Consider the following 16,053-nt stretch of genomic DNA (forward strand, 5'->3'; position numbering starts at 1 on the left):
ACAGGCCTAATGTTGTACATTGGCGCCTGGATTCTAGTGAGATGCCAATATGCACGATTCGATCAAGCCCGTGAGCCTGGACAAGGCCTACCGACTGCTCAGCCATGGCCCGACGGTATTGGTATCCGCCCGTCATGATGGCGTCGACGGGGTGATGGCCGCCGCCTGGGCCTGCGCCCTGGATTTCGATCCGCCCAAGCTGACCGTGGTGCTCGACAAGATCACCGCCACCCGCGTGCTGGTCGAGCGCAGCGGGCAGTTCGTCATCCAGGTGCCCACTGCCGCGCAGCTGGAGCTGACCTATCAGGTCGGTTCGCGCAGCCTCAGCGAGGAACCGGGCAAGCTGGCCGCCAGCGGCGTCGAACTGTTCTCGCTCGGGGACATGGATCTGCCGTTCGTGGCCGGCTGTTCGGCATGGCTGGCCTGCCGGCTGATCGACGAGCCGCACAACCAGCAGGCCTATGACCTGTTTATCGGCGAGGTCACCGCAGCCTGGGCCGACGACCGGGTATTTCGCGACGGGCGCTGGCATTTCGAGGATGCCGACCCAAGCTGGCGCAGCCTTCACCATGTCGCCGGCGGTCACTTTTATGGCATTGGCGAGGCGCTGGTGCGCAAATGATCCGCGTCTGGCGTTGTCCCAGATGGACATGCATCGAGGGCGCATTCGCGCCTCGCACGGAGTTCGCCATGAAAGCATCGATCAGTCTTGCCCTGGCGCTGGCCATCATGGCCGGCGCTCCTGCCGCGCTCGCTGACGAGCGTGGGCCGCAGACCATCCGTGTGATTCCCAAGGCCTACGTCAGCCCCGGAACGAGCGGTAGCGTCGACACCTATGAGCGGCAGGAGCGTTACAACCTCTATGGTGGCCAACGCCTGCCCCAGGGCATCGACTCCCGCCGCTACGAAAGCGGCCAGCGCAGCTCCACCTTCGAAACCCGCGGCGGTATCCGCCAGAGCATCGAATATCCCAACGGCTACGAGGTACAGCGCTATCCGGGGCAGGGCACCCAGCGGTACGAGCAGCGGCGTTAGACCGCACTAGACTTTGGTCTAAAAAGCAGAGGGCTTCGACTAAGGTCGTCTGTCGCAAGTTGACTGCTGACATACAGTTATCCGTACCAGCATCCTGCTGTGGAGGATAACAATAAAATGAACGACAGCATCTACCGGCGGATCGAGCAAAATCCGCGCTTCCAGGAGCTAGTAGCCAAGCGCGAGCGATTCGCCTGGATACTCTCCGCCATCATGCTCGGCATCTATGTCGGCTTCATTCTGCTCATCGCTTTCGTGCCCGGCCTGCTCGGTACCCGCATCAGTGCCGACTCACCGATCACCTGGGGCATTCCCATCGGTGTGGGCGTGATCCTGTCGGCCTTCGTGCTCACCGGTATCTACGTGCGTCGCGCCAACAGCGAATTCGACAACCTGAACCAGGCGATCCTGGACGAGGTGGGCAAATGATCGGCCGTATCCTTGGCGCCCTGGCCCTGATGGCCATGGCACCGGCCCTGTGGGCCGACGCGCTGACCGGTGACGTGCAGCGTCAGGCGGTCAACACCCCTGCCATCCTGATGTTCCTGGCCTTCGTCGGTGGCACCCTGTGCATCACCTACTGGGCCTCGAAGCGCAGCAAGTCGACGTCGGACTTCTATACCGCGGGGGGCGGTATCACCGGCTTCCAGAATGGCCTGGCGATCGCTGGCGACTACATGTCGGCCGCCTCCTTCCTGGGTATTTCCGCCCTGGTGTTCACCTCGGGCTACGACGGCCTGATCTACTCGATCGGCTTTCTGGTCGGCTGGCCGGTGATCCTCTTCCTGATCGCCGAGCGCCTGCGCAACCTGGGTAAATACACCTTTGCCGACGTAGCCTCCTACCGCCTCAAGCAGAAGGAAATCCGCACCCTGTCGGCCAGCGGCTCGCTGGTGGTGGTGGCCTTCTACCTGATCGCGCAGATGGTCGGTGCCGGAAAGCTGATCGAACTGCTGTTCGGCCTGCAGTACCACGTGGCGGTCGTGCTGGTCGGTATCCTGATGGTGATGTACGTGCTGTTCGGCGGCATGCTGGCCACCACCTGGGTGCAGATCATCAAGGCGGTGCTGCTGCTTTCCGGCGCCTCGTTCATGGCGCTGATGGTGATGAAGCACGTCGGTTTCAACTTCGCCACCCTGTTCTCCGAAGCCATCAAGGTCCACGCCAACGGCGAAGCGATCATGAGCCCCGGCGGCCTGGTCAAGGATCCGATTTCGGCGATCTCCCTGGGCCTGGCTCTGATGTTCGGTACTGCAGGTCTGCCGCACATCCTGATGCGCTTCTTCACCGTGAGCGATGCCAAGGAAGCCCGCAAGTCGGTGTTCTACGCCACCGGTTTCATCGGCTACTTCTACATCCTGACCTTTATCATCGGCTTTGGCGCGATTCTGCTGGTCAGCACCAACCCGGTCTTCAAGGACGCCACCGGCGCGCTGCTCGGCGGCAACAACATGGCGGCGGTGCACCTGGCCAATGCCGTGGGCGGCAGCATCTTCCTGGGCTTCATCTCGGCCGTGGCCTTCGCCACCATCCTCGCGGTGGTTGCCGGCCTGACCCTGGCGGGCGCTTCGGCGGTTTCCCACGACCTGTACGCCAGCGTGTTCAAAAAGGGCAACGTCAACGAGAAGGACGAGCTGCGCGTTTCGAAGATCACCACCGTGTGCCTGGGGGTGCTGGCCATCGGCCTGGGCATTCTCTTCGAGAAGCAGAACATCGCGTTCATGGTGGGCCTGGCGTTCTCCATCGCGGCGAGCTGCAACTTCCCGGTGCTGTTCCTTTCCATGTACTGGAAGAACCTGACCACCCGGGGCGCCATGATCGGCGGCTGGCTGGGCCTGATCACCGCCGTCGTGCTAATGGTGCTCGGCCCGACCATCTGGGTCACCGTGCTCGGCCACGCGAAGGCGATCTTCCCATACGAGTATCCGGCGCTGTTCTCGATCATCGTGGCGTTCGTCGGTATCTGGTTCTTCTCGATCACCGACAAGTCCGAAGCGGCTGCAGAGGAACGTGCGCTGTTCCTGCCGCAGTTCGTGCGTTCGCACACCGGCCTGGGGGCCAGTGGCGCTTCGGCCCACTGATCGCCCAACGGGTAAACCAAGGGGCGGCCTGCGGGTCGCCCCTTTTTTGTTCTTCGCATTTCGCGGGGAGGATAGGCTTGGCACCGGACTGGCAAGTTTGTGTGCGTATCACTTACTGGCTTGGCACTATCCATTACCGCGTGTACTGAACCTTTGTGTTGCGCCCCTTACGGGCGCCACACGCTGACTCGTTCGCAAGGGGTGAAACCTATTAGGCCAGGCGGCGGGCCAATGGAGAGTGCCAAGTCATCGGCAGCGAACACTTATTTGCCAGTCCGGTGTTAACCCACACTTTCCCCAAACTATGCAAAGAACCCTTCTTGCGCCGTCGCTCCCGGGCCTGCTTCAAGGGCAGGCAGGAGGGCGTTCGTTTTTGCCAGGCTACCTGGCTGGACGTGCCAACGTGTGGGCTCGGGGGGCGGGCTGCTGGCCTGGCCAGACTGGCTCGGCCGGACAGGCTCGCCGGGCCTGAGGCCGGCTTGGGGTGAAGAGTCCGCTGCCGCCTTCGCTAGGCCAGTGCCGCCACCTGGTAGGTGTCGATATGGATGCGGTTACGCCCGGCGCGCTTGGCTTCATAAAGCTGGTGATCGGCCCGTTGCAGCCAGTCCTGCCAGTGCTCGTTGGCGTACAGCACGGCGCCGCCCATGGACACCGTCACCGGCCCGCCCGGGCTGGTCAGATGCTGGGCGATCTGCGCCTGCAACTGCAGAGCGGCTGCGCGCAGGCCCTTTTCGTCGGTATTGCACAGCAGCAACAGGAACTCTTCACCGCCAAAACGGAACAGCCGGTCTTCGTGGCGGAAGCACCGGTTGGTCAGCTCGACGAAATTCACCAGCACCTGATCGCCCACCGCATGACCGAAGCGGTCGTTGACCTGCTTGAAGTGATCCATGTCGATGACCAGTACGGCGCTGTTGATGTCGTGCCGGCGCTTGTTGGCCACGGCGATCTTCAACTCCTGATCCATCACCCGCCGATTGCGCGCGCCGGTCAGCGCGTCGCGGGTGGCCCAGGACTGCAGTTGGTTGCGCTGGTAGCTCGCGCGTTGGGCGAAGATGAAACTGAGGGTGCTGGAGAGCATCGCGGTGACGATGAACGACAGCATCTGGTAATCGCTTTCGAATACCGTACCCGGTATCAGCCTCGAGTAGACCACCAGCGCGACCAGCACTGCGACGGTCGCCAGCAATGCCAGCAGCGGCGGCACCATGAAGAAGTTGAGAAGGATCAGCGGATAGATCCAGAACAGGCCGTTGATGCCCAGCTTGATGACGATCAGGGTGGCGCACAGGGAGGCGACGACCATCAGGCAGAGACCCGGCTTGCGCGTATCGCCGGTTCGCCAGGCGTAGCCCATGGCGAAGAGGGTTGATAGCACGATGATGGTGTCGGCGATACCGACCGCGTAGTTGCCTTGCGACAGGCGATAGATGGCGTAAGGCGAGATACCGAGTACCCCGAAGAACCCCATCAGGGTAATGATGGAGAGCTGAAAGTCCCTGCGCAGCCGCGCAAGAGCACGATTGAACGGTCTGCCCATGGTCTGTTGTTCTCATTGTTCGCGCGTTCGCCTGGCAGCAGTGCTCGCTTCTCGGTAGCGCTGGAATCCATGGACGTCGACCACGGCGGGCAGTAGCGGCTATCGCGAAGCGAGGTGGCTCGGTTGCCAGCGTCACGTCAGTGCTTATGAAATATCAACGTGCCATTACGTTCAATATCTTTTTCTTTTTGTAACGCTGCAGGCGTTCGGCCAGGGGGGCGGGTGGCGATGGGCAGGGCGCGAAGCCCAGGCGGCCGTAGAAAGGTTCGAGATCAGGATGGCAGAACAGCCACACCGGTGTGTCGATCCCGTGCAGCGCATGGCTGATCAGGGCGCTGGCCACGCCTTGCCGGCGCTGCTCGGTGTCGACCAGCAGGCTGGTCAGCCACTGGCCGTGAGCCATCGGCTGCAGGCACAGGGCGGCGATGATCTGCGTGCGCTCGGCCACCCACACCCGGTGGGCCGCCCGGGTGCGCATGGCCGAGTGCTGGCTGCGGTAGAACTTGTCGGCCAGGGGGCGCAGGTGGTCGGGCAGGCAGCGAAACTCGGTCATCGATAGCGGGCAGCGGTGGGCGGGGCGCCAGTCTACGTTTCAGTCGCCCCCGCCACCAGTATCAGGTGCGGCGTTGCAACAGGCGTACGGCAGTGATTTCCGGCAGATCATCGCGGCGCAGATAGACGCGCAGTGGTTCGCTGATGGCCAGGCGTTCGTCGATGCGTAGCTCGACCAGCTGGCGCAGGCGGTCGCGCTTGAGGGTCATCTGCTCGGTGCTGTCCGAAGCATGCCAGACGAACTCGCTGGTTGGGGTGATGCTGCCTTCGGCGACGTCCAGGCCGAAGGAATCTTCGCTGAAGCGAACGATATGTTGGCCGGTCTTGACGTTGAAACCGACGAAGCCTTGCAACTGGTCGGCGGCGGCGCAGATGCCGGCGGAAGTGATAGCCATGGTGAGCCCTCGCGGTAGCGCAATGGATCGGCTCAGGCTAAGGGCTGCGCCTGTATGGACGTTGCTGTGGGTCAATGAATCGGTGACAGGCGTGCTGCGCCGTTGCCGCAGGGGCTGACTGATCAGCCTTCCGGCAGCACGCGCGGTTGCGGGCCGATATCGCGGATCGAGTTCGACACACGGTAGTTGGGCGCCTGCAGAGCGCTGCGGATCTTCTCGTAATCCTCGTACGGCAGGCCGCTGCGGCTGAGCATCTCCAGGGCGAACTGCTTGATCTCGGCGTCGGTGTAGGGGCGTTCGGCGGCCGACTGCGGGGTGGCGCAGCCGGCTAGCGAGAGGGTGAGGAGGGTGAGCAGAACGAGCAGTGAACGTTGCATGGCGGGCACCTGTAAGCGAAGCCGTTGAGATGGTGCCTAGGCTATTGGCTGGCCGCTTGGTGCAGAAATCATTCGGCTCGATAGTGGCTATCGGTGCCCGAGAGGCCGAGGTGTGCTCAGTCGTGGGGCCAGAGCAGCGGCAGTACATGCAGGCGCAGCAGCGGCGCCAGGTCGTCACCGCGCGGATCCTGGGGCGCCAGCCAGCGCAGCGCTTCGAGTTCGGCTGCCGGGGCAACCGGATGGCAGAGTGCGGCGCGAAAGATATCGGCTGCCACGCGGGTATCGGCTTCGTTGGCGGCCGCTTCGTTGAAGTGGCCCAGTGGTGTGAACGCCGCCTCGGGGAGTTGCAGGTGGAGCTCTTCGTCGAGCTCGCGGGCCAGGGTCTGCAGGGCGCTTTCACCGGCTTCGCGTTTGCCGCCCGGCAGCATGAACATCCGCGTGCCCCGTTTACGCACCAATAGCAGCCGGCCCGCGTCGTCGAGCAGGCAGGCGGCCGCGATGTTCAGGGTGCGCGGCGACATGCTCAGCGCAGGTGGTTGTGCGGAGTTTCGCGCAGGCCGACCTTCACCGCCATCAGCGGCGAGTTGTTGATCCACACGTCATCGATGACGATGGTGCGGCCAATGTCTTCCCTGTCGGCAGCCACCAGCAGGTAGTAGGTGCCGTCTTCCGGCGCTTCGCCATCCCAGCCCATGCTGGTCATGCCGATCACCGTGGAGGGGCGGGCAGGCGTGTTGGGGATCACCGTGCCGTAGGCGTCCATCAGCACCGCGCGGGGCTTCAGGGCGAACTTGTTGATGCCCATGCAGGTGTGGTCGCACAGCGAGTTGACGTTGAGGCGATAGCGTTCGCCCTGCTTGAGTTGTAGCGAGTAGACGCGGTAATTGGACAGCGAGCTGCCGAACTGCATGCTGGCATCGCTTGCCAGGCCGTGAGGCACTTTGCTGCCTGGATCCAGCGGCAGCGGCACGACCTGGGCGTTATGGATCGCCTCCAGGTTGCTGCGTACGATGCTGTCCTGCTCGGCCGCAAGCGGTGCCGGCGACGACTGTGGGGCGCTGCTGCAAGCTCCGAGCATAAGGCAGGCGGCGAGAAAGAGGGATTTGTGCACGATGAAGCTCCTGTAAGGCTGTATTCCGCTGCGCTCGTGATCGGCGCAGAAGGAAGCCGGACAGTATACCGGGTTATGGCGGCAATACCGTGATGGATTGCCGCAAGTCATCCGTCGCGCGTGATCAGCCGGCCAGGCCCACGTAAACGTTCTGCACGTCGTCGTGGTTGTCGATGGCCTCCAGAAAGGCTTCGACCTCTTCGCGCTGCTCGGGCGTCAGGCTGGTAACCGGGTTCTTCGGGCGGTAACCCAGGTTGGCCGAGTTGACGGTAAAGCCCTGCTCGGGCAGGGCGCGGCTGACCAGGTCGAGGTCGGTCGGCTCGGTAATGAACAGGGTGTTGCCTTCGTCGGCCTCGTCGAAATCCTGGGCGCCGGCTTCGATGGCGGCCAGCTCAGGGTCGGCGCCGCTGTCGCTGGAGGCTTCGATCAGCCCGACATGGTCGAAATCCCAGGCCACCGAGCCGCTGCTCCCCAGCTGGCCCTTGCGGAACAGCACGCGGATCTCGGCCACGGTGCGGTTGACGTTGTCGGTCAGGCACTCGACGATCAGCGGCACCTGATGAGGCGCGAAACCCTCGTAGGTGGTGCGCTCGAAGTTCACCGTCTCGCCGCTCAGGCCGGCGCCTTTCTTGATGGCGCGGTCCAGGGTGTCCTTGGGCATCGAGGCTTTCTTGGCCTGGTGGATGGCCAGGCGCAGCTTGGGGTTCATGTCCGGATCGGCGCCATTGCGCGCGGCGACCATGATCTCCTTGACCAGGCGACCGAAAATCTTGCCCCTGGCGTTGGCGGCGGCTTCTTTAGGTTTGGCTTTCCACTGGGCGCCCATGTCTGTTCTCTCGGCTATGCGGATGATGGCGTGGCGCAGCCTCGAGGTGACCGCAACGGGCTGTGCGACGAATTAGGGTGGCAGATTTTAATGCCTCGGCGCGCTGCTGGCATCCGGCAAATCGTATTTTGCCGCTGCCTGGTGCCTGACCGCGCACGGCGGCGCGCCTACGAACCGCTTGGCATGGGCCGGCCGTGGCGCAGTCGCCACGACCTTGCCCGAGCCGCTCAGGGCATTTGCACCAGCCCGTCGACCAGTTCCAGGGCCTTCTCGAAGGAGGGGTAGCCGCTCTTGGCGACATCCAGCTCGGCATAGTCGGCGCGGTACTCTTCGGCGCGGATCGGGTCGGCTTCATCGACCAGGTAGGGCTGCGACCAGATTCGATAGAGCAGCGCCACGGCATAGGGCTGCTGCTTGTCGGCAGCGGCTTCCAGCTTGGCCAGCACCTCGTCGGTCTGCGGGCCCTCGCGGATCATCAGGATCGCCTGGTAGAACTCCACCTCGCCGCGTTCGTCCTCGCTCGCGGCGCGGCGCAGCAGGGCGTTGGCCAGCTCGTGGCTTTCCATGTCGCCGGACATCACCAGCATCTTGGCCTGCAACATGTCGTTCTGATAGAGCAGCTGGCGATCACGGCAGCTGTCGCCGCTCAGCGGCTCGTCGCAGGTGGTCGGTGAGGCACAGCCCGCGAGCATCAGGCTCAGCAGCAGGCAGCCAACGCCATGTCGGCGGTCAATCATAGCAATCCCCCAGGCAAATCTGATGTATCGACCCGCGCGCCGCCTTCAGGTTCGGCTCGCCGGTGTTTTTGGCTCAACGCAGCGCGTCGACCGCCGCCCCGATAAAGGCGTAGGTTTCCATCTCCCGCTCGTCCATCTCGGGCTTCGGCCAGGTGCTCCACACCACCGCCACCACCTTCTCCCTGGGGTTGATATACAGGAACTGGCCGAAGATGCCCTGGGCCTCGAAGGCGCCGCCGTCGTGATTGGGCAGTGCCTCGGCTCCGGTGGGGAACAGCCACCACTGGTAGCCATAGCCCAGGGCGTAGTCGCCGTTGTACAGCTTGCCGGGTTGCAGGTGCGAGCCGGCCGGCGCCCGAGTGGCGCGTTGCAGCCAGCCGGCCGGCAGGATGCGTTCGCCGTCGATCACCCCGTCATCGAGGATGAACTGGCCGAAGCGGCCGTAATCGCGCAGCGTTGCCGACAGGCCGCTGCTGCCGATTTCCTGGCCGGCCCGGCTGTCGAGCTGCCAGAAGGCATCACGCTCCATGCCCAGGCGCGCCCAGATGCGCTCGGACAGGTAGTCGCTGGCGGTCATGCCGGTGGCCGCGTGGACCAGCTCGCTCTGCAGATGCGATTCGCCCGTGCTGTAGTTGAAGGTGGTGCCCGGCGCTTGCGCCTTTTTGAGGCCGGTCATCTGCTTGAGCAAGGCACCCGGTTTGTTGGCCAGCTGCAGCTCGAACATGCGGCGCCGGTCCGATTGCGGGTCGCGGTAGGTTTCGTCCCAGGCGACCCCGGAACTCATCTGCAGTACCTGCTCGACGCTCACGCCATCGTAGGCACCGTCCTTGAGCTGCGGCAGGTAGCGGGTGATCGGGTCGTTCACGCTGGCGATCTTGCCCTGCTGCACCGCAGCGCCGATCAGGGTCGAGGAGATCGACTTGACCACGCTGAAGGAGGTCCAGCGGGTGCTGGCGTCGTTGCCCAGGGCGTAGCGTTCCAGCGCCACCTTGCCGTCGTTGAGAATCAGCAGCCCGCTGACCTGGTTGCGCTGCATGAAGGCCTCGACGCCCAGGCGCTGGCCGCCTGCCGTGTACTGCACCGGCACTTCGCTGCCCTTGGGCAACGGCAGAACCTGCGGACCACGGTGCACGGTGCGCGTAAAGAACAGCGCGTCCATGTGCCGGTAGGTGCCGGCCTGATAGGCCGGCGGCAGTTCGTAGAGGTCCTGGGCGCGACCGATGCGCTCCGCCTGGTCGGTGGGTGGCGTGGGCACGTTGGCGCAGGCGCCGAGCAGCAGGGCGATGACGGCTGGGAGAAGGGCGGTGCCGCAAGGTCGGAAAGGGGTCACGAGGCGTCTCGGAGCATGGGTCGATGGCTCAACCATAGCCGATAACGGGCCCTCGCAGCGCATTGCATCACAGCCGAGAGGTTGAACTGTCGTTTGTGGGGGTGGCTCTACACAGCACATAGAATCAACCTGATGGAGACCCCCATGGAACTGCCCAACAAAGACCTCGGTACCCTGTTCGAGCAACTGGGCCTGCCGTCCGACCCCGCCAGCATCGATGCCTTCATTGCCAAGCACTACCCGCTGCCCGATGACGTGAAGGTCTCCGAAGCGCCGTTCTGGAACCAGGCCCAGGCCACCTTCCTCAAGGACGAACTGCTGGAAGATGCCGAATGGGCGCCAGTGGTCGACGAGCTCAACGTGCGCCTGCACGAGAACAAGCCCGCCTGAACTGCCATCAGGGCGACGTCAGACGCTGCAGCTCGCGCCTGACCATGGCCGCATATTCCGGCGGCGAAAGCTGGTAGAGCTCCCTGGCCACCCAAGTCAGCCAGCCGGCGCCGAGGCTGGCCTGGCGTTCCAACAGGCGCTGGGCTTCGGCGGTCGCCTGGGCGGCGCGTTGCTGGTGGAAGTCGGCGCGGCTCATGGTTGCCTCATGTTCATTGGCGCGAAGTGCCCATTGTCCCTGGCGCCAGGTGCTTGGTAAACCGGGCGCTGCGCGTTAGGCTCGCGGCTTGTATGCCTGATCGAGAGCCCGAGGATGTCAGCAGCGGTGAACTTCAAACAGCGAATCTGCGCGTTGCGGCCCGGCGATCAGGCCGGCGGCGATGTGGACCTGCTCTATGCCTTCGAAAGCGACCGGGGGCGGATCATCAACTCCGCCGCCATCCGCCGCCTGCAGCAGCGTACCCAGGTGTTCCCCCTCGAGCGCAACGCCGCGGTGCGCAGCCGTTTGACCCATTCCATGGAGGTGCAGCAGACCGGACGTTTCATCGTCCGTACCCTGTATGCCCAGCTGGGCCAGCGGGCTGCGGATTACGGTCTGGACGGCTTGCAGGGCGCGCTGGAAAGCCTGGTGGAAATGACCTGTCTGATGCACGACATCGGCAATCCGCCGTTCGGGCACTTCGGCGAATTCGCCATTGGTGAATGGTTCGAGCGGGCCCTGGATGGGCTGTTTGCCGTGGCCGTGCCACAGCATTCGGCCAACCCCGAGCTGCAGGCGCGCATGCGCGCCGATCTGCGCAACTTCGAAGGCAACGCCCAGGCCGTGCGGCTGGTGGTGAACCTGCAACGCCTGCGGCTGACCTACAGCCAGACCGCCGGCCTGCTCAAATACCTGCGCCCGGCTTACCAGTCCAAGCCCGGCAAGGGCGTGCCTGGCGCCTACCTGAACAAGAAGCCCGGCTTTTATCTCTGTGAAGAGCACTTCGTCGCCGAGCTGCAGCAGGCCCTGGGCCAGGCGCCGGGGACCCGCCACCCGGTGGCGTACATCATGGAGGCCGCCGACGACATCTCCTACTGCCTGGCCGACATCGAGGATTCGGTGGAGAAGGGCATCCTCACCGTGACCGAGCTGGCGCCGCTGCTGGTGTCCACCTTCGAGAAGCTGCAATCCCCGGACATGCCGATTCCCGGCTCCCAGCAGTCGTTCCGCGGCCTGGTCAATCAGGCCCTTGCACGCTATGACCAGGAAGAGATCAACAAGGCCGGCGAGTTCTTCGTCAAGCTGCGGGTGAGCATGATCCACCCGCTGGTGCAGCACGCGGCGCGGCAGTTCATCGACAATATCGATGCGGTGCACGCCGGCACCCTGGATCGCGCCCTGATCGAAGACGACAGCCTGCCCCACGCCATCGTGCAGACTTTCAAGGACGTGGCCATGGCCCGGGTGTTCTGCCACCGCGAGGTGGAAACCCTGCAGTTGCAGGGGCACCGCATCATCCAGGGCCTGCTGGACAGCTACGGCGCGCTGCTCCGGGTGGATGCCCAGACCTTCGTGGAGTTGACCGAAGGCAGCTGCCGCCGTGAGGCCTATCTGCAGATGCTGGTGCGCCGCCTGCCGGGCCAGTTGATCAAGGCCTATCGCCAGGCCGTGCGCGAGTGTGGCGAAGCGGATCGCGCGGCCTGGGAGTTCTACCACCGTTGCCGGCTGGTGCAGGATTTCGTCAGCGGCATGACCGATCAGCATGCCCATGATGAGTATCGCACCCTGTTCGCCCTCTAGGCTCTGCACGATAAGTACCTGCGCTCGGTGATGCTTCGTTAAAAATCGGTTCGGAATGCTCATTTACAGCTCGTAAACTCCGCTTCCTCACCGATTTTTGCCTCGCCTGACCTTCGCTGGGAGACTTCTCGTGCAGAGCCTGGCTTTAGATGTTCTTCCAGATCAGCTGCAGCCCGGCCAGCAGCATGCCCAGCCGGGCGATGCGGTAGAACCAGGTGTGGTTGATCCGCGATTGCAGCCACAGGCCCGTCCATACGCCGAGGGGGACGATGGGGGCGAGCATTAGGCTGAGCAGCAGGTTCTCCCGGCTGAACTGGCCGAGCCAGGTGTAGGGAATCAGCTTCATGGCGTTGGTCAGCAGGAAGAACAGGTTGATGGTGGCCACGTAGCGCAGCTTGTCCAGTTGCTGGGGCAGCAGGTGCATCATTACCGGCGGCCCGCCAGCGTGGGCGACGAAACTGGTGAAGCCTGCCACCGAGCAGAGCGCCAAGCCGCGCCGGGGTTGCAGAGGGCGAGGCGCCGGGTCGTCTTTGAGCAAGCCCAGCAGCACGAAGGAAATGGCGATGATGCCGATCAGCAGGCCGATCAGGTTCTCGTTGAGCAGTTCAAAGGTCAGCGAGCCGATGACGATGCCGATCAGCGCGCCTGGCAGCATGATCCTGAGGTTGGCCGTATCCCATTTGCCCCAGTAGGCCTTGAGCCCCACCACATCGGCCAGGCAGAGGATCGGCAGCATCACCGCCACCGCCTGCATCGGCGAGGTGGCCAATGCCAGCAGCGGCACGGCGATGCCGCCCAGCGCACCGCCAAAGCCACCCTTGGACAGGCCGGTGAGAAACACGGCGGGAATGGCGAACAACAAAAGGTCGGCGAGGGTCATTGCAACAGCGCTCATTCGGCGAGTGCGCAGGGTAGAGGCTGTGGCCGCTGCCTCGCAAGCCAGCCGATCACCCCCATCCGATACAGGAGCATCTACCCATGACCGATTTCCAGCAGCCAAGCCTCGACGATGGAGGACTCGACGCCCGTTATGGGTTCGCCAAACGGGTGGCGAAGGAAGCGGCCGAACGGGCCATGGCCTTCTATGTGCGCCGTGGCAGCCTCGCCGTGGCGCACAAGGGCGACGACCTGCAGGATATGGTGAGCATCGCCGATCAGGACGTCGAGGCGTTCATTCGCGGCGAATTGGCCCGCCACTTTCCGCACGACGGCATCGTCGGCGAAGAGGGCGGCAGCGACGGGCTGCAGGCGCGCTGCATCTGGGTGATCGACCCCATCGACGGCACCGCGTGCTTTGTCAATGGCTTGCACAACTGGTGCGTGTCCATCGGCCTGCTGGTGGACGGCGAGCCGTTGCTCGGTGCAATCGCCGATCCCAATCATGATGAGCTGTTCCACGGTTTCGTCGGCCGCGGCGCCTTCGTCGACGACACGCCGTTGCAGGCCCATGGCGCCCGCCATGTGCGTGAAGGGCTGGTCGGCGTCGGCACTACCCACCGCCCCGGCAAGGAGCACTTCCTGCCGTTTCTGCATGCGTTGCTCGACCAGGGCGGCCAGTTCGTGCGCAATGGCTCCGGGGCCCTGATGACCGCCTATGTGGCCGCGGGGCGCCTGATCGGCTACTACGAAACCCACCTGAAGAGCTGGGACTGCCTGGCCGGCCTGGTGCTGGTGCGCGAGGCCGGCGGACGCAGCAGCGACTTCCTGCGCGGCGATGGTCTACTCGGCGGCAATCCGTACCTGGTTGCCGCCCCCGGCGTCTATGAGCAGTTGGCGGCGATGATCGGGCCGTCCCTGGACGCGCCGTGATCAGCCTTGTTCGAACTCCGCGAACACCTGTTCGCCGGTCAGCTCACGGGTCTGGTTGGCGAAGCAGTAGTAGGTCGGTCTGGATTCGATAAAGATCTGGCTGTCCAGCTGCCAGTCGTCATGCTCGTCGAGCAGACCGACCGGCACCGCGTGGTGGCCAGTGCTTTTCAGGCGATAGAACAGGTGGCTGCCGCACTGGCCGCAAAAACCGCGCTCGGCCCACTCCGATGAGTCATGGATGCGCACCTGCTGCTCGCCGCTGAGCCGGGTCAATTCACCTTCGGCCACCAGCAGCGGGCCACCGCCCCATTTGCGGCAGGTGGCGCAGTGGCAGGCACTGAGGCTCGGACTGGTGATGCGCAAGGTCAGGTTGACGGCGCCACACAGGCAACTGCCGTGTCGGTCGAGTTGAGTCATGGATGAACTCCTTCAGCTCGGCCGGCGAGCTGCCCTGCCGGCCTCAAATGACGGGGGAGGCCGCCTCGACGACCCGATGGATGAATTGCAGCTTGCCGACCACCGCAGCGGACAGCACAAAGGGATAGACATCCTTGTGGCCCATGCTGCGCGCCAGCTCATTGAGCATAGCGGCGAGCTCGATCCAGGCATTGATGAACTGCAAGAACTCTTCAGCCTGGGGATCGTCCCGGTCGTACAGCGCAGCCTTGGTAAAGGGCCGGAACTCCAGTTCCACGTCGCCGGCACGCATGCCGAAGCTCAGGGCAGTGTCCAGGGTGTCCATCATGTGCAGGTAGTGGGCCCAGGTTTCGGCCCAGTCTTCCCAAGGGTGCATGGTGGCGTAGGCGCTGACGAAGGACGTCTGCCAGTCGGCCGGCGCGCCTTGCTCATAGTGGCGTTGCAGCGCCGCGCCATAGTCGGCGCGCTCGTCACCGAACAGCCGGCGGTAATCGTCCAGCCAGGCGCTGCCGGCGATCAGCCGGTCCCAGTAGTAATGGCCGACCTCGTGGCGAAAGTGGCCGAGCAGGGTGCGATAGGGTTCGTGCAGCTGGATGCGCGTCTGCTCGCGCACGTCGTCGTCGGCTTCGGCGATGTTCAGGGTGATCAGGCCGCTGGCATGCCCGGTCATCGGTGGCTGGCCGCTGAGATCCGGGCCGAGGAAGTCGAAGGCCAGGCCGCGCTCGCTGTCCTCGTACTTGCTGAGTAGCGGCAAACCCAGATTCAGCAACTGCGCGACCAGCCGGCGTTTGGCCATTTCCAGGCGCGCCCAGCGCTGTTCATTGCCGGCTATCGACAGATCGGGAATGGTGCGGTTGAGCCGGCAGGCGATGCACAGCGTCGCTTCGCTGGCGTGGGGCAGCAGCCAGTTGCAGCCGGCGGCGGTGTGCAGGTTGGCGCAGCGCCGGTAGCGCCGCAGGTCGCCTGCGATTCGCCAGCTCTGGGCATCCTCGTCGGCAACCAGGCTTACCACCTGGCCACGTTCGGGCTCGTAGCCCAGGGGCGAGTGGCAGGCCAGGCACTGGCTGTTGCGAAAGAAGATGGGCTGACCGCAGGTGCATTTGCCCAGGGCTTTCTGGCTGGGCATGCGGGTTTGCTTGGCCGAGTCGCCAATGCGCAGGCCAAGGGCCTGGAAGAACCGGTTCATGTGATGGCCTCGCCCACGCTGACTACCGCAGCGATAGAGTGGTGTGCAGGGGCGGCGGTTCCGGGCTTTTCGCCGGCAGCTGAGGCAGGGGGGAGCGGGGAAACGCCTGGCACCAGGACGGCGCCAGGCGAGGCGTGAATCAGTCCTGGCGGCTGGTCACTTCGAGCAGGTGGTAGCCGAACTGGGTCTTCACCGGACCCTGCACCACGTTGACCGGGGCGCTGAATACCACGGTGTCGAATTCCTTGACCATCTGGCCCGGGCCGAAGGAGCCCAGGTTGCCGCCGTCGCGGCTGGACGGGCAGCTGGAGTTGTCTTTGGCGACCTGGGCGAAGTCGGCACCGCCTTCGATGGCAGCTTTCAGTTCGTTGCACTTCTCTTCGGTGGCAACCAGGATGTGGCGGGCAGTGGCTTTGGCCATGGGAAACACTCCATTCAAATGAGCTGCCGAGCCTACCGGATTCGCCCCGCGAGTCAAATTGCTCGAACA

Annotated in this window: 21 protein-coding genes; 7 read left to right on the plus strand and 14 right to left on the minus strand. The window is 64.2% G+C overall.

The annotated features are described in order from the left end of the window. The first annotated feature begins 49 nt into the window (after positions 1 to 49). The 4 genes from SA190iCDA_RS10105 to SA190iCDA_RS10120 all read left to right on the plus strand — a co-directional run bounded on the left by SA190iCDA_RS10105 (position 50) and on the right by SA190iCDA_RS10120 (position 3,116). On the plus strand, positions 50 to 622 hold the full coding sequence (locus SA190iCDA_RS10105) for a flavin reductase family protein (RefSeq protein ID WP_070886804.1): 573 nt from the start codon (positions 50 to 52) through the stop codon (positions 620 to 622). 68 nt (positions 623 to 690) lie between these two features. After that, positions 691 to 1,035 carry a hypothetical protein gene (locus SA190iCDA_RS10110; protein ID WP_070886805.1) on the plus strand — a complete coding sequence of 115 codons (345 nt, stop codon included), beginning with the start codon at positions 691 to 693 and terminating at the stop codon, positions 1,033 to 1,035. A gap of 117 nt (positions 1,036 to 1,152) precedes the next feature. Further along, positions 1,153 to 1,464, plus strand: coding sequence for a DUF485 domain-containing protein (locus tag SA190iCDA_RS10115; protein WP_070886806.1), 312 nt, complete (start codon positions 1,153 to 1,155; stop codon positions 1,462 to 1,464). After that, positions 1,461 to 3,116 carry a cation acetate symporter gene (locus SA190iCDA_RS10120; protein ID WP_070886807.1) on the plus strand — a complete coding sequence of 552 codons (1,656 nt, stop codon included), beginning with the start codon at positions 1,461 to 1,463 and terminating at the stop codon, positions 3,114 to 3,116. Before SA190iCDA_RS10115 ends, SA190iCDA_RS10120 begins: the two co-directional genes overlap by 4 nt. A gap of 508 nt (positions 3,117 to 3,624) precedes the next feature. Here SA190iCDA_RS10120 and SA190iCDA_RS10125 read toward each other — a convergent pair. The 9 genes from SA190iCDA_RS10125 to SA190iCDA_RS10165 form a co-directional block, all read right to left on the minus strand. Next, complete coding sequence (locus tag SA190iCDA_RS10125) at positions 3,625 to 4,656, minus strand: GGDEF domain-containing protein (protein ID WP_070886808.1); 1,032 nt, start codon at positions 4,654 to 4,656, stop codon at positions 3,625 to 3,627. Positions 4,657 to 4,810: 154 nt separating this feature from the next. Continuing rightward, positions 4,811 to 5,209 carry a GNAT family N-acetyltransferase gene (locus SA190iCDA_RS10130; RefSeq protein WP_070886809.1) on the minus strand — a complete coding sequence of 133 codons (399 nt, stop codon included), beginning with the start codon at positions 5,207 to 5,209 and terminating at the stop codon, positions 4,811 to 4,813. 61 nt (positions 5,210 to 5,270) lie between these two features. Next, a complete protein-coding gene (locus SA190iCDA_RS10135) occupies positions 5,271 to 5,603 on the minus strand; it encodes a DUF2025 family protein (RefSeq protein WP_070886810.1) in 333 nt (110 codons plus the stop codon). 122 nt (positions 5,604 to 5,725) lie between these two features. Then, the gene (locus SA190iCDA_RS10140; RefSeq protein WP_070886811.1) at positions 5,726 to 5,980 is read right to left on the minus strand and encodes a hypothetical protein; all 255 of its coding nucleotides are present in this window, start codon (positions 5,978 to 5,980) and stop codon (positions 5,726 to 5,728) included. A gap of 116 nt (positions 5,981 to 6,096) precedes the next feature. Beyond that, on the minus strand, positions 6,097 to 6,501 hold the full coding sequence (locus SA190iCDA_RS10145) for an NUDIX hydrolase (protein WP_070886812.1): 405 nt from the start codon (positions 6,499 to 6,501) through the stop codon (positions 6,097 to 6,099). 2 nt (positions 6,502 to 6,503) lie between these two features. Then, complete coding sequence (locus SA190iCDA_RS10150; RefSeq protein ID WP_070886813.1) at positions 6,504 to 7,091, minus strand: hypothetical protein; 588 nt, start codon at positions 7,089 to 7,091, stop codon at positions 6,504 to 6,506. Positions 7,092 to 7,215: 124 nt separating this feature from the next. Further along, positions 7,216 to 7,917, minus strand: coding sequence for a YebC/PmpR family DNA-binding transcriptional regulator (locus SA190iCDA_RS10155; protein ID WP_070886814.1), 702 nt, complete (start codon positions 7,915 to 7,917; stop codon positions 7,216 to 7,218). A gap of 227 nt (positions 7,918 to 8,144) precedes the next feature. Next, on the minus strand, positions 8,145 to 8,654 hold the full coding sequence (locus SA190iCDA_RS10160; RefSeq protein WP_070886815.1) for a hypothetical protein: 510 nt from the start codon (positions 8,652 to 8,654) through the stop codon (positions 8,145 to 8,147). Positions 8,655 to 8,727: 73 nt separating this feature from the next. Further along, entirely contained in the window at positions 8,728 to 10,020 is a 1,293-nt protein-coding gene (locus SA190iCDA_RS10165) for a serine hydrolase domain-containing protein (protein ID WP_419203840.1), read from the minus strand. A gap of 108 nt (positions 10,021 to 10,128) precedes the next feature. Between SA190iCDA_RS10165 and SA190iCDA_RS10170 the strand changes: the two genes are divergently transcribed. Beyond that, positions 10,129 to 10,374 (plus strand): DUF2789 domain-containing protein, encoded by a 246-nt coding sequence (locus tag SA190iCDA_RS10170; protein WP_070886817.1) that lies wholly within the window; start codon positions 10,129 to 10,131, stop codon positions 10,372 to 10,374. A 7-nt stretch (positions 10,375 to 10,381) separates the two neighbouring features. Here the strand turns inward: SA190iCDA_RS10170 and SA190iCDA_RS10175 are convergent, their stop codons facing one another. Next, entirely contained in the window at positions 10,382 to 10,570 is a 189-nt protein-coding gene (locus SA190iCDA_RS10175; RefSeq protein WP_070886818.1) for a hypothetical protein, read from the minus strand. Positions 10,571 to 10,684: 114 nt separating this feature from the next. On the opposite strand from SA190iCDA_RS10175, the gene dgt reads away from it, so the two are divergent. Beyond that, the gene (dgt, locus tag SA190iCDA_RS10180; RefSeq protein ID WP_070886819.1) at positions 10,685 to 12,151 is read left to right on the plus strand and encodes a dGTPase; all 1,467 of its coding nucleotides are present in this window, start codon (positions 10,685 to 10,687) and stop codon (positions 12,149 to 12,151) included. A gap of 145 nt (positions 12,152 to 12,296) precedes the next feature. Here the strand turns inward: dgt and SA190iCDA_RS10185 are convergent, their stop codons facing one another. Continuing rightward, on the minus strand, positions 12,297 to 13,031 hold the full coding sequence (locus SA190iCDA_RS10185) for a sulfite exporter TauE/SafE family protein (protein WP_070886820.1): 735 nt from the start codon (positions 13,029 to 13,031) through the stop codon (positions 12,297 to 12,299). Positions 13,032 to 13,129: 98 nt separating this feature from the next. Between SA190iCDA_RS10185 and SA190iCDA_RS10190 the strand changes: the two genes are divergently transcribed. Continuing rightward, positions 13,130 to 13,960, plus strand: a complete 831-nt coding sequence (locus tag SA190iCDA_RS10190) for an inositol monophosphatase family protein (RefSeq protein WP_070886821.1) — start codon at positions 13,130 to 13,132, stop codon at positions 13,958 to 13,960. Here the strand turns inward: SA190iCDA_RS10190 and SA190iCDA_RS10195 are convergent, their stop codons facing one another. The 3 genes from SA190iCDA_RS10195 to SA190iCDA_RS10205 all read right to left on the minus strand — a co-directional run bounded on the left by SA190iCDA_RS10195 (position 13,961) and on the right by SA190iCDA_RS10205 (position 15,984). Then, positions 13,961 to 14,377 (minus strand): GFA family protein, encoded by a 417-nt coding sequence (locus tag SA190iCDA_RS10195; RefSeq protein WP_070886822.1) that lies wholly within the window; start codon positions 14,375 to 14,377, stop codon positions 13,961 to 13,963. Between the two features lie 43 nt (positions 14,378 to 14,420). After that, positions 14,421 to 15,563 (minus strand): zinc-binding metallopeptidase family protein, encoded by a 1,143-nt coding sequence (locus tag SA190iCDA_RS10200; RefSeq protein WP_070886823.1) that lies wholly within the window; start codon positions 15,561 to 15,563, stop codon positions 14,421 to 14,423. Between the two features lie 139 nt (positions 15,564 to 15,702). Further along, positions 15,703 to 15,984, minus strand: a complete 282-nt coding sequence (locus SA190iCDA_RS10205; protein ID WP_070886824.1) for a peptidylprolyl isomerase — start codon at positions 15,982 to 15,984, stop codon at positions 15,703 to 15,705. Positions 15,985 to 16,053: the final 69 nt, after the last annotated feature.

Source organism: Pseudomonas argentinensis (assembly GCF_001839655.2).
GTDB lineage: Bacteria > Pseudomonadota > Gammaproteobacteria > Pseudomonadales > Pseudomonadaceae > Aquipseudomonas > Aquipseudomonas argentinensis_B.